Annotated in this window: 13 protein-coding genes and 2 pseudogenes; 11 read left to right on the top strand and 4 right to left on the bottom strand. The window is 57.3% G+C overall.

Annotated features, from left to right (window positions below):
* Positions 1 to 6: 6 nt before the first annotated feature.
* Positions 7 to 381 carry a hypothetical protein gene (locus U0C82_RS17285; protein WP_322188901.1) on the top strand — a complete coding sequence of 125 codons (375 nt, stop codon included), beginning with the start codon at positions 7 to 9 and terminating at the stop codon, positions 379 to 381.
* Between the two features lie 63 nt (positions 382 to 444).
* Here U0C82_RS17285 and U0C82_RS18970 read toward each other — a convergent pair.
* Together U0C82_RS18970 and U0C82_RS17280 are read right to left on the bottom strand one after the other, a co-directional pair.
* Positions 445 to 741: pseudogene (locus U0C82_RS18970) on the bottom strand (ParB/Srx family N-terminal domain-containing protein); the annotation flags it as partial.
* Between the two features lie 214 nt (positions 742 to 955).
* Entirely contained in the window at positions 956 to 1,321 is a 366-nt protein-coding gene (locus tag U0C82_RS17280; protein WP_322188899.1) for a transposase, read from the bottom strand.
* A 26-nt stretch (positions 1,322 to 1,347) separates the two neighbouring features.
* Here U0C82_RS17280 and U0C82_RS17275 point away from each other — a divergent pair.
* From U0C82_RS17275 to U0C82_RS17265, 3 genes and pseudogenes are all read left to right on the top strand, one after another.
* Positions 1,348 to 1,935, top strand: a pseudogene (locus tag U0C82_RS17275) (hypothetical protein); the annotation flags it as partial.
* A 435-nt stretch (positions 1,936 to 2,370) separates the two neighbouring features.
* Positions 2,371 to 3,204: an IS5 family transposase gene (locus U0C82_RS17270; protein WP_322189011.1), complete on the top strand. Its 834-nt coding sequence runs from the start codon at positions 2,371 to 2,373 to the stop codon at positions 3,202 to 3,204.
* A 75-nt stretch (positions 3,205 to 3,279) separates the two neighbouring features.
* Entirely contained in the window at positions 3,280 to 3,699 is a 420-nt protein-coding gene (locus U0C82_RS17265) for a hypothetical protein (protein ID WP_322188897.1), read from the top strand.
* A 95-nt stretch (positions 3,700 to 3,794) separates the two neighbouring features.
* Here the strand turns inward: U0C82_RS17265 and U0C82_RS17260 are convergent, their stop codons facing one another.
* Positions 3,795 to 4,565, bottom strand: a complete 771-nt coding sequence (locus tag U0C82_RS17260) for a helix-turn-helix domain-containing protein (RefSeq protein ID WP_322188895.1) — start codon at positions 4,563 to 4,565, stop codon at positions 3,795 to 3,797.
* A gap of 802 nt (positions 4,566 to 5,367) precedes the next feature.
* Between U0C82_RS17260 and U0C82_RS17255 the strand changes: the two genes are divergently transcribed.
* Both U0C82_RS17255 and U0C82_RS17250 read left to right on the top strand, forming a co-directional pair.
* Complete coding sequence (locus tag U0C82_RS17255) at positions 5,368 to 6,048, top strand: ParA family protein (protein WP_322188893.1); 681 nt, start codon at positions 5,368 to 5,370, stop codon at positions 6,046 to 6,048.
* Complete coding sequence (locus U0C82_RS17250) at positions 6,048 to 6,365, top strand: hypothetical protein (RefSeq protein ID WP_322188891.1); 318 nt, start codon at positions 6,048 to 6,050, stop codon at positions 6,363 to 6,365. The genes U0C82_RS17255 and U0C82_RS17250 overlap by 1 nt, the downstream gene beginning before the upstream one ends.
* A gap of 192 nt (positions 6,366 to 6,557) precedes the next feature.
* Here the strand turns inward: U0C82_RS17250 and U0C82_RS17245 are convergent, their stop codons facing one another.
* Positions 6,558 to 7,115 carry a hypothetical protein gene (locus U0C82_RS17245; protein WP_322188889.1) on the bottom strand — a complete coding sequence of 186 codons (558 nt, stop codon included), beginning with the start codon at positions 7,113 to 7,115 and terminating at the stop codon, positions 6,558 to 6,560.
* A gap of 1,130 nt (positions 7,116 to 8,245) precedes the next feature.
* On the opposite strand from U0C82_RS17245, the gene U0C82_RS17240 reads away from it, so the two are divergent.
* The 5 genes from U0C82_RS17240 (at position 8,246) to U0C82_RS17220 (ending at position 12,457) form a co-directional block, all read left to right on the top strand.
* Positions 8,246 to 9,700, top strand: a complete 1,455-nt coding sequence (locus tag U0C82_RS17240; RefSeq protein WP_322188887.1) for a TolC family protein — start codon at positions 8,246 to 8,248, stop codon at positions 9,698 to 9,700.
* Positions 9,701 to 9,789: 89 nt separating this feature from the next.
* Entirely contained in the window at positions 9,790 to 11,178 is a 1,389-nt protein-coding gene (locus U0C82_RS17235) for a multicopper oxidase family protein (protein ID WP_322188885.1), read from the top strand.
* Between the two features lie 48 nt (positions 11,179 to 11,226).
* The gene (locus U0C82_RS17230; protein ID WP_322188883.1) at positions 11,227 to 11,715 is read left to right on the top strand and encodes a cupredoxin domain-containing protein; all 489 of its coding nucleotides are present in this window, start codon (positions 11,227 to 11,229) and stop codon (positions 11,713 to 11,715) included.
* 36 nt (positions 11,716 to 11,751) lie between these two features.
* On the top strand, positions 11,752 to 12,138 hold the full coding sequence (locus tag U0C82_RS17225; RefSeq protein ID WP_322188881.1) for a hypothetical protein: 387 nt from the start codon (positions 11,752 to 11,754) through the stop codon (positions 12,136 to 12,138).
* Positions 12,139 to 12,172: 34 nt separating this feature from the next.
* Positions 12,173 to 12,457, top strand: a complete 285-nt coding sequence (locus tag U0C82_RS17220) for a copper-binding protein (RefSeq protein ID WP_322188879.1) — start codon at positions 12,173 to 12,175, stop codon at positions 12,455 to 12,457.
* Positions 12,458 to 12,486: the final 29 nt, after the last annotated feature.

Below are 12,486 nucleotides of genomic sequence, written 5' to 3'. Positions count from 1 at the left end.
GACGGCATGGCCCCTTTCGTCGTCGCTGAAGAGATCGCGCGTCACGGAACCGCCGTCTGCTTCATAGGCTTCGACACCGACGAAGCGGGCAAGCCGCGAATGGCCCGGCACATGGGTTTCGGTCAGATGCCGCCGCACCGGATAGAATGCCGAGCCATTGTGGCGCAGCGTGGGTTCGATCATAGCGAACACCTCCCGCTGACGCTCGTGGCAGTTGGTCAGAGTGAAGGCCATCAGCGTATCGAGCGTGATCGTTCCGGACCGATAGTGATCGACGAGCTCCGGCGCGATCGCCGCCAGCTTCATGCGTTTGCGAACGTGTGTCACGGTTACTCCGAACCGACGGGCGACATCCTCCTCACCGGAGCCCCCGTCGATTAAACCCGCGAATGCTTCAAATTCGTCAGCCGGATGCATCGCCGCGCGCACGACGTTTTCGGCAAGCGAGGCCTCGAAGGCGGCTTCCTGGTCATCGACGAGGCAAGGCACCAACACATTCGGCGAAACCGCTCCCTTCGAAGCAAGCGTCTGCAGCGCCTTGAGCCGGCGACCGCCGGAATGAACGAGAAACCGATCGTCATCGACACCGCGCGCGACACCAAGGTTCTGTTTGAGACCATGAGCCAGGATCGAGGCTTCGAGTTCAGCGTCCTCGGTGGCACTCGGTTTCGTCTTGCGGACATTCTGCGGGGAGAGCGACAGTTGGAACAGCGGGATGTTGCGGATTTCGGTGGGGATCATGGAGACAAACCTCCTTGCGACGGACCGGACAAGCCTCTCTCGTCCTTCGAGTCACGTCACATCCGAACCCCTGACTTTTCCTCTCTCTAATCGACGAAGCGGCCGCCGCGATGATGCTCACGAAAACCGACAGATGCGTGACGCTACAGATCCACTCAAATATAAATTCTATTTTTGTCTTTCAGTACAGACCGATACTAGGGCCTGTTGAGATTCATCTCCAGTTCACGACGGCCATGCAGAGGTTGAGCATGGCTGCGAAGTTGCGGTCCGTCTTCTCCGCTCGCATGGCGATGCCCTTGAATTCCTTAATCTTGGCGAAGGCGTTTTCGACGAGGTGCCGCCATTTGTACATTTCCTCGTCGATTTCTCGCGGCTGCTTTCGCTTCGGTCTCTGGGAGATGACGACCTTCGTGCCGCGATCGTCCATTTCCTCTACGATCCAGTTGGCGTCGAAAGCCTTGTCGGCCAGAAGAGCTTTGAACGTCACCCCTTTGATCAAAGGGGCCACGCCGATCGTGTCGTAACGATTGCCGGGCAGGAGTTCGAACCGGACGAAATTGCCCAAAGCGTCGGTCAATGCCAGGATCTTGGTGGTCCAGCCGCCCTCAGGGTCGAACCCCGACATCCGAGCGAGCGCTCGAGGATCGCCGGCGCGGCGAGTTACGCTGGAGCACGAGGGAAAACGGCTGGGAGGTCCTGATCCCGTCCATTGCCTTCAAGAACCACAACTCGTCCTTCTTCGGCTCGAAACCGTTCCGTCTCGTCCTGCCGGATCTCGGCGGCCTCTACGCTGCGATCGACGCCTGGATCGATCGCCATCGCGCCCGCTGTCTTGGGCCCGCGCAGGACCCAGGCACTCTCTTTGTCAAATCGGTGAAATGGACCAGCACAAATGCCGCCTACGACCAGAATACATTCTTCGAAGCCTGGCGAACGACGATCCAGCGCTATGGCATCTACAATCCATGGACGGGACGAGGCGCGATCGAAGGCCTTCTGCCGCATGGGCCGCACAACATCCGCGATGTCCTGGCGACGCACATCCTGAAGCAGACCGGATCCTACGAACAGGCAAGCTACGCGATCCAGGATACACCGGACATGGTCGCCCAGCATTACGGGCGGTTCCTGCCGCAGGATAAAGCCGAGATCGCGGCGCGCATTCTGAACGAGGTCTGGAAAGCCGCCTGACGACCCCTGTCAGCCGCAGAATAGAAGCACATCCCCGCATCTTGATACCGGTTCGCGGATCTCGCAGACAATTGGAGCCCGGACCGTTTGACGGTCCGCGCTCGCCCTTAAGTTTGGTGATATTGCTTGTTCAGCAGTTCTGCAGTCTTTCCCGACATCATGGAAAGCGAACGAGCTGATCCCGCATCCCTTTTCCTTCCTTACGATCCGACGGACCTTTCATGCCTCGTGTACGCAAGCCCTTCACTGTCGAAATCCGGAAGAGCCGTCGATCGGGACCGGCTGACGATAAGCGATCGGCGCTCGAGCCGAAGCCAGCCAGGACGTCGAAGCCAAGCGCGGCTCAGAAGCGGTATCAGAGCCTAGCCCGAAATGAGTTGAGCGATTTCAGCAGGTTGTGATTCCGTCTTGTCGCCAAACGAGATGGAGCCAGAGATGCCTTGGACTGAAATCGCTCGCCGCGACTATGCTCGCAGGAACGCCCGTTATTCAAGCGACCTGACCGATCGCGAGTGGACCGTGATTGAACCGCTTCTTCCAGCGGTCAAACGGATCGGCCGTCCGCGAACGACCGATTTGCGGGAGGTGATGAACGCGATCCTGTATCTCGCTTCGGGCGGCTGCGCCTGGAGCCTTTTACCATCAGATTTTCCACCGCGCTCGACGGTCCAGCGCTATTTCTATGGCTTTCGTGACAGCGGCTTACTTCGAGCGATCAATGCCGTCCTTGTCACCGCTGCCCGTGAACTGGAGGGACGAGAGGCGAGCCCGAGCGCCGGGGTTATCGACAGCCAGACCGTGAAGACGACCGAGAGCGGCGGTCCCCGTGGCTATGACGCCGGCAAGAAGATCAACGGTCGCAAGCGCCACATCCTAACCGACACGCTCGGTTTGATGGTCGGGCTCGTCGTGCATCCGGCCAACATTCAGGATCGCGACGGTGCGCCGGACGTCCTTCGACAGGTCCGGACCCGATATCCCTGGCTTCGCCATGTTTTCGCCGATGGCGGCTACGCCGGCAAAAAGCTCAGAAGCAGGCTGCAAAAGCATGGAACGTGGACGATCGAAATCGTCAAGCGGACTGAGGACATGACCGGCTTCGTCGTTCTACCACGTCGATGGGTGGTGGAGCGCACGTTCGCCTGGCTCGGACGCTGCCGTAGGCTGGCAAAGGACTTCGAGAAGACGGTCACGAGCGCTGAAGCCTGGATCCACGTCGCCCAGATCCGGCTCCTCACGAGGCGGCTCGCAAGGTACTGTTATGTTTGACCGAGTTTCGAGTCGGGTACTCAGGCAATCGAACAGTCCGAAGAGACGACCGAACAGAGAGAGCTGAAGGAGAAAGTGGAGGCAGCGGCGCGATCCGGCCGGATCCTCGCCGAGCGTTCGACCCCCGACGAGACGACGCGCGAGCAGGACGTCCAGTTGGACCCCGTCGAGCCTAATGACAAGCCGGTGCGCCACCCGTCACGTCGGTATCGCAAGAAGCAACCGGTTCGTTTCATTGATCCGGCTGAATACGAAGATCGAACGGAAATACCGACATCGGTCCCGACGCCACGAATGCCTGAGCTGATGGCTGAGAAGGAAAAGGCTGCGCGACCGGAACCGACGCCAACGAACCAGCCGGATAACGACGCAAGTCCCATCGGTTACCGGATCCGACGGATCTGGCGAACGGGCGGGGTTGCTCTTGGCGATCGCTGGAAGGTCCGATCCGGCGTCTTTCGGCATACGAACCGACGCCGAAAGACGGACGACTGAGCGTCATTCCGAATATTGACGCCGAAAACCGCGCGGCATCGTCAAAATGCCTGCTGATAGCCTTCCTCATGATCTGACGGAGCCGCGATTGGTCGTCAGTCGGGCGGTCTGAACCTCGCTCCTTTTACATCTCCTTGGTTATTTAAAACCGGAAGAAAATGATTTTTTGAGATTTGGTTTCTGGATGACAGAAGTGTCACCCCTTGTTTTCCAGAAGCCAGCACGCCCTTGAACGGCTCGAACAAAGCTGCGGGCGTTTCGGCAAGCCACCGGGCAAGCCCCCTCGCCTCCTCGAAGAACGGCATGACCTTCTCGGTGAGCTTCACCAGGAGCCCGAGATGCAGACCGCGAGGATTACGCGAGATCGAGAGTTCGATGTAGCCGAAGCGAACGAGATCGATCAGGTAGCGCCGGATCGTGCGCGTCGAGCGGGCCATGATGTTCCCGGCCGTGCCCTTCGTGATCGTGGTCTCCCTGCCCTTACCGCAGCGCGCGCGCAGAACCTGGAGGAATGCCTTGGCGTTCGGCGTCAGGCGATCGTCGCGGGCTGCTGCCGTTGCCATCGGCTGGGCATACTGACGGCTGTCGTTCGGGACCGGCCGTTGATGGCGAGGCCGCGCGACAGGCGGGCGCGCAACGCCCTTCCCGCTCTTGCTATCATCGAGTGATCGCGTCGGCGCATTGCCGACCGCTGCCGATCGGCGCTGTGCCTCGGCAAACGAGATCAGTCCGGCTTGCTGATCGCGCCAGATCGCCGCTCTTGCTTCGAAAGAGGGAGCGGGCACAGATCCGCCCTCGCCCGATCCAAAGAGATCAGCCGTCGTCGTTCGCGCAACCATAAGCGCGCGCCATTGTTCGTCCGTCATCGGGTCTTCCTTGCGCGAGGCAAAGCAGGTCCGTGGCGGGAAACCGCGTTTTCAGTTGACGATGTCAGCGGAGGAGGCTAAGTCTGAGGGTAACCACACCTTTTCAGACGAAGGCTCCGGCGGCTCCCGCTTCGGGGCCTTTTTCTTTGCCTATGGCTTCTCCGTATTCTCGAAAATCATCGGCGTTAGCGAGCACCTTCTTTCAGGACTTCAACGTCAGCCGGAGTGAAGCTATCGAGATCTGCCTTAGCAAGGACGAGGCGTACCGCATCCGATCTTGAAGACAGACCAAGTCGTATCTTCAGTCTGTCTAGGAGTTCGATCTCTGTTTTATGGAGCATGGTCTCCGTTGTCCGCATACCGAGGGCACGCCGACGAACGCGATGCTGTGTCGAAGAGACCTGAGACATTCAATTACCCGATTCTGCGATGCTCCTAGGAAGAGAGTACGCGAGTCTTTCCTAGGAAGCCATGCCTGGCAACGGACGCAATGGTCAGGTTGACGCAAGGATTTCAGGTCGGCGTCATCAGCTACGCTGGGATACTCCGACGGATCGCCCCAACCGATCGATAACTTGATCCCTTTTGTAAAAACGCCTGATCGCGGCTCACCGACCCGAGATTCAGGGATAGCATGCAACGATATTTCTGATCGCTATGTGCAAGCAATATGATTGCATGATATATGATTGCTATCATATGGCTTGCCGCAGGATATTTGCGAGCATGCTATCTAAACGCTCTCATCAAGCTTTCCTCAAGCTTTCAAGTTTATCGGTGAGACGAACACGAGGAGATTGAGATGCCGATCGTATGCGCTGCAAACCCGAAAGGTGGGGCAGGGAAGTCCACGACAATCCTTACGTTGGCCTCAACCATCGCTGACCAGGGCGGAGATGTTACGATCATCGATGCAGATCCCAACAAACCGATAACCGATTGGCGAACCGGCACTTCAAAGGCCTCGATCAGCGTCTATGCAGACGTCAGCGAGAGCAATATTGGAACCTTAATAAAGAGAGCCTCCAACGAGTCCCAGTTCGTATTTATCGATCTCGAAGGGACCGCCAGCCGCATGACGTCACGCGCCATCATGCGAGCTGATCTCACGATAATACCTCTTGGAGGCAGTGCACTCGAGGCAAAGCAGGCTGCTAGAGCAGTCGCCCTCGTTCACGAAAGTGGAGAAGATGCTGGCAGGGACTTGCCATTCGTCCTCAGTTTCAATCGGACAAGCCCACCGCCTTTCACGACGAAAATCGAGAGAGAGATTGCCAACCAAATGCGGGCAAATGGGATGCCTCTGCTTTCGAGTCATCTTCACCAGCGTCAGGCATTTAATGCCATGTTCATGGAGAAACTGAGCCTCTTCGAGCTCGATGCCGCCAAAGTCAGTAATCTGCAAGGAGCGATAGACAACGCCGTCGCCTACACTGGAGAGGTTCTCGCGGCACTTCGAAAGATCACGCAGGAGGCTGCATAATGGCAAACGATCTTGGGTTTGGGCAAAAGACGCGATCGAAGCTCGATATCACGACCGGCTTCGAGAAGTCGCGGAAGGTTGTCACCGACGATCAGGATCTCGACGAAGCTGCTGACCGAGCATCTCAAAAAAGTGGGTTTGAAAGTCGCGAACCGACAGAGCGTGTAAAGCGAATTCGGAAATCAAAAGAGCCGAGTGATCACGTGTATGTCCGAGCCCCGATCAGCGCCATAAATCGCTTTAAAGCTATGTGTAACGAGACTGGTGAATCTTATGGCGAAGCCCTAACCCGTCTCATGAAATCTTCCGGATATTGAGGCGGCATAAGGCCCATTATGGAACGGCTAAGAGTTGAAACAGATCCGCCGTCGGGCCTGGTGACCTGTATTCAAGAAAAGCGGCGGAACATCAAATTTCTAGAAAGCGCTTGAGGAAGCAGAAACGACGGCGACAGGTGGCAGCCTTGCCATATTGGATTGATCCGGACGGCAAGCTGAAACTCCTCCTCGTTACCTCGCTCGATACAGGATGTTGATTTCCACGCGGAACTGAGCCGCGAAAGCCCCAACTTGGCGGAGATTTTCAGGCTTTGTTAACTTTTTGAAGCCGGTGGATTCCAGCGTGAAGTGCAACCGTTTCATGAGAAGCGGATCTGGACGTCTTTGCCAAGCTCTTTGAGGAGAGCCTGAAGCGGTGTGGTGAAGCCAAGACATTTCCTCGGCGTGGTGTTGAGCGAGACGATGACATTCTGAAGATCGTGTTCGGACAGGGTGTCGAGATCGAGCGAGCGTGGCAGCCATCGTCGCAATCGACCATTCGCGTTTTCGACGCCGCCATTTTTGCCAGGATGCATAGGCGTCGCAGAACCATGTCGTCATGCCGAAGAGGTTCTTGAGCAAGGCATGGCGGGCAAAGGTCGTGTCATTGTCGAACGTGACGGACGATCTGAGGCCGGGATCAACCCGCCGGAAGATCGCAGTCATGGCCGAGATCGTTTCTGCGGCGGTCTTTCCGGTGAGCCGGGTGACGATCGTCATCCTCGTCTTTCGCTCATGCAGGACGAGCACTGGCCGCGCCTTCCTGCAAATGATGAGGTCACCCTCCCAGTGCCCGGCCTCGTCAGCGCTACCTCGAGTGGCTTAAACAAACCGAGACGATGGAAAAAACGATGATGGACGACGGAATGCAGGATATGGACGGCATGGGATGGATGATGGGTGGCATGGGGCTTGTCGGGCTCATCGTTGTCGTCGTTCTACTCCTAACGGTTGTAGCGCTAATCAAATATCTTCGGCGCTAGCTGGCCAATTTCGAGTAACCCAAATGCAACGTTCGCTGAGCGTCTTTCTGCTAATCCCATTTTGGGGTGGACGAGGATATTTCAATTCGATACAAGGACCACATGGTAGCCTTAAATCCAAGAATTGGCATTTGCTGGCGGCTTTTCGCAGTCGTCTTTCTATGCCTGTCTATCTTGGGAGCGCAGTTTGCTCATGCAGGCTCCAGTTACATGGTTTCCGACCGGGCACACGCTGAAGCAACACATGACTGCGGCACTGCGGATCGGTGTGAGGTTGCGAAAAGCGGTCATGCTGGCGAGCATCAGCACACATCAAAATCCATGAACGGAAAGTGTGCTACGGATTGCCCTTCGAGCTTCCTCGCATTATCAGGCCCTGAAACCGATCGAATGCGCTGGTCTTTCCAGAAATATGTTTCCGTCAATGATGCTCACATTGATGGGGCGACGTCATACCTCGATCGCCCGCCTCGATCCTAAGGCAGCACAGTTTCAATGAAACTGTAAGCGTTGCTTGTGGTGTAAGCCACGGGGACGCCGGTACGGACCCTCGCGCACTTCGCGAGCCTTGATTCCTTGTATCGCTATGTGATCGCACTCCGGATTTCCATATCCGAGTGGCCAGATCCTGCTGTCAGGCTGGACAATGAAAACCCTTTTACTTGCTGGAGCTCTGCCCAGCCTGCTTCTGGCAGGTTGCGCGGAGGCCCCTCGGGGCTTGCCCGAAATTGCCATCTTTCCGCAAGCCGATGATCCATCCGTTCATGTATCATCGTCTGTTGGGTCAGTTGTTGGACAATATACCCATCGCGGCCCTCGCGATCCAAGGCCATTTCGGAATTCTGGGGTCGAGATCGAACCAGTCTCTGAAGCGGTTCAAGGTGGTGAGGCTGCCCGATGAGATTTCTTCCAAAGGCAACTCTTGTGCTTTTCTTGCCCGCTTTTATCTCGGGCTGCGTTGGGGTCGGCGAGAACTTTGAGACCGATCTCGGATTCTCGCTTGTTGCCGGCCAGACCGCCCAGCGCCTTGGCAAGGAAACGGTCTGGGTCCAGGATCGGCAACAGGCTGCTGGCGCCAAGAACCGTGTCGATCAGCTCCTCAAGGCGAAATATGTTGGTGTCGATGCCGCCATTCAGGTCGCGATCCTCAACAACAAGGGTTTGCAAGCCGCCTATGCCGATATCGGCATGTCGGTCGCAGACCTCTGGCAGGAGGGGATGGCCGTCAATCCGACGCTTTCTGCCTCGCTGACCCGTATTGGAGTCGGCCCGAGCATTGAAGGGGTAATCGCTGCGAACATCATCCGGCTGATGACACGCGAGCGTCGACTTGATGTGGCCGAAGTGAAGGTCATGCAGGCCCAACTTCGCGCCGTCGACGCAACACTTTCTCTGGCTGCAGAAACGCGGGCTGCCTGGATCGAGGCAGTTGGCGCATGGGAAGAGGTTGGTGCTCTTACCAAGGCCAAGATCGCAGCTGATGCAGCGGCTGAGCTTGGCGATGAACTGGCTGCGAGCGGAGCCCTTCCGAAAGTCGAGCAGATCCGGGAGCAAGCGTTCTATGCTGAGATTACGGGGCAAAAGGCGAAGTCACGTCTTGCGGCCCAGCTTGCAAAGGAAAAGCTCTACCGTGTGATGGGCGTATGGGGAAAGAATCTTGATTTCGAGGTTCCGAACGCCCTTCCGCCGCTTCCCGGTACCCTCAAGAATTATCGGACAGTCGAGGCTGAGGCGCTGAAGAACCGCGTCGATCTTCAGGTCGCACGTCTGGAACTCGAAAGCCTTGCCCGCTCGTATGGCCTCACGCAGGCGACGCGCTATGCCTCCGATCTGGAAATCGCGGGCGGACTTGAAGTCGAACGAGAAGTCGAAGAGGAGGAAGACGGCAGCGAGTCTGCCTCCAACACCTTGTCCGGCATTGCGGAGGTCTCGCTGGAAATTCCGATTTTCGACAGCGGTCAGGCGCGCCTGCGAAAGGCGGAGTTTGCCTATCTGAAAGCGGCTAACCAAGTCGCCGCAAAGGCGGTTGATATCCGCAGCCAGGCGCGGGCGGCGTACAAGGCCTACAAGGGCCGTAGCGAGATTGCCCGCTTTTATCGAGGGCGCGTTGTGCCGTTGCGGACCAGCGTCGAGAAGGAATCCCTTCTCACCTACAACGGCATGATCACCAGCACCTTTGATCTTCTCGCCGACACGCGGGCCAAGATCGGCGCGATCCTTGCCTCGATCGAGGCAAAGCGCGATTTCCATTTGGCCGACGCGGCGCTCGCCGCGGCCGTCTATGGCGGCTCTGACGATTTGCCGGCTTCTGGCGGCGACGAAGTCGCCGATGCAGGCGGTGGCGATGACTAGATGTCACACATTCCTTGACCTTCCAGTTACTGGAATCTCCACAACAAGGCAGATCGCCAAGGCGATGCGTAGATTTGAAAGGCATTACAATGGTTTCCAGACGTAGTTTCCTCGGTGCCAGCGTCGCTCTGGCGAGTGCCGCCACTTGGTCGAAGACTTCCGCGATGGGCCTGCCCGAAGCCCCGATCATGGAAAGCGCTGAAACACAGCCACCGCTGCTTCCAGTAGCGGGACCCGACTACAGACCGGTGGTGACACTTAACGGATGGTCGTTACCCTTCCGCATGAACAATGGTGTGAAGGAATTCCATCTCGTTGCCGAACCCGTCGAGCGCGAGATGGGCGAAGGGATGACGGCCTATCTGTGGGGCTATAACGGTCAAGCCCCAGGGCCGACGATCGAATGCGTCGAGGGAGACCGGGTGCGCATTTTCGTGTCGAACAAGCTGCGCGAGCATACCACCGTCCATTGGCACGGCATCATCCTGCCTTGCGGAATGGACGGGGTCGCCGGCCTGACACAGCCGGGCATCCCCTCCGGCAAAACCTTCGTCTACGAGTTTGACGCCGTCAAAAGCGGCACCTTCATGTATCACCCGCACGGCGACGAGATGGTGCAAATGGCGATGGGCATGATGGGGATGTTCATCATCCATCCGAAGGACCCGACCTTCATGCCGGTCGATCGGGACTACGTCTTCATGCTGTCGTCCTACGACATCGATCCAGGTGCTTACATGCCGAAGGTCATGGAGATGACTGACTTCAATCTTTGGGCGATCAATGCGCGGGTGTTCCCCGATGTCGCGCCGATGGTTGCGGCGACGAACGACCGGGTGCGGGTGCGGGTCGGCAACCTGACCATGACCAATCATCCGATCCACATGCACGGCTATGATTTTGAGGTGACCTGCACCGATGGTGGCTGGGTTCGTCCGGAGGCCCGCTGGCCGGAGGTGACGATCGATATTCCCGTCGGCGCGATGCGAGCCTACGAGTTCGATGCGGTTCATCCCGGCGACTGGGCGCTGCATTGCCACAAGGCGCATCACACGATGAATGCCATGGGCCATGACATTCCGACGCCCATGGGCGCCAACAAGGCGAAGGTCTCGGCGATGATCCGCAAGGTCCAGCCGGACTACATGCCGATGGGCGAGACCGGCATGGCGGAAATGGCCGAGATGGCCATGCCGCTCCCAGAAAACACGATCCCGATGATGGGAGGTTGGGGTCAGTTCGGCTCGCTTGAGATGGGCGGCATGTTCTCGGTTATGAAAGTTCGCGACGGGCTCGCGGCCGACGATTACGCCGATCCGGGCGATTACGAGTTCCCTAATGGAACAGTCGCCTACGAATGGACCGGGGCACTAGCTGCCGCTCCATCTGCCCCTGCTGGAAGCGCGGATGGATCAGCTTTTAGAAAATCGGATGTCCGCCAAATCAAGATGTCGGGCAGCGATCATTCTGGCCACTAGAAGCCGGAACTTGACAGGTACTCATCATCAAACCGAGGAAAAATATAAATGAGAGCATATCTTACCGCCCTTTCTGTCGGAGCCTTCAGCCTCCTTGCCCTTCCAGCCTATGCGGCAGGAAGCCATTCCGGAGGACATGACGACGAAATGGCCATTGGCAAGGCAGGCAAGGTGGCTGATGTGGCACGGACGATCGAGGTCGTCATGTCAGAAAACGACGATGGCGCGATGCTGTTCGAGCCTGCGGCCATTAAGGTCAGGGCAGGCGAAACGGTTCGCTTCAAGATCGTGAACGAAGGCGAAACCGACCATGAATTCGTTATGGATTCCGAGGACGAAATCCAAGAGCACAAGGCGTTGATGGAAAAATTCCCGGAGATGGAACATGCGGATGCAAACGCGATCCGTCTTGAACCGGCTAATTCGGGAGAAATTATCTGGAGCTTCACCAAGCCGGGAAGCTTCGAGTTCGCCTGCCTTATTCCCGGACACTACGAGTCCGGCATGCACGGGCCGCTGACCGTCGCTTCGAAATAACACATCCTAACACCAATTCTGAAAAGGAAGTAAATAATGCGCGTCCTCGTCGTCGCTACCGTAGCAGCTGTTATTGCATCAACCGCGAGCAACGCTGGAGGTCTGGTGCCCGGATCGGAAACTGGAATCGAGGCTCATGAGGTCGCAGAGCGGAATGCGATTGCTGAAGGAGCCCATTTGGCCCCAGGCACTGCGAACCACACAACGCTGCAGCATACGCCTCAGACGTTTGGTTATTCGACCTCCTCGTCGGTCCTTTCCGATCACAACCTCATGCCTGGCTCAGAATACGGCATCGAGCGTGCGGAGGAACAATCCCGCACAAACGTCAAGGTCGACAAGTACCACAACCAGGGACCAGTCGCGACATCGCCGCTTGGTTGGAATTTTATCGTTCCTGGTTCCGACTACGGCTTGCTTTGAGCCCTATAAACAACGCTACTAAGGGAATCCCAAAATGAAGACGATCATCAAGCTTGGCCTGGCAGCAGCGCTTTCCGTTTCGGTAGCGATGCCGGTGTTGGCTGCTGAATTTACCAAGGGCACGATTCAGAAGGTCGACGCCAAGGCGAAGAAGATCACGATCAAGCATGGTCCTCTGACGAACCTCGACATGCCAGGGATGACGATGGTGTTTTCAGTCGCCGATCCGGCAATGCTCGAAAAGGCCAAAGAGGGCAGCAATGTTCAATTCATCGCCGACCGGGTTCGCGGCAAGTTGACTGTTGTCGAAATGAAATGACGAAAAGGCGCTCCGCTCTCCGTAGCGGA

The organism is Fulvimarina uroteuthidis, from assembly GCF_034321785.1.
GTDB lineage: Bacteria > Pseudomonadota > Alphaproteobacteria > Rhizobiales > Rhizobiaceae > Fulvimarina > Fulvimarina uroteuthidis.
Note: the sequence above shows the minus strand (reverse complement) of the source record. Positions and strands in the feature narration are given on the sequence as shown.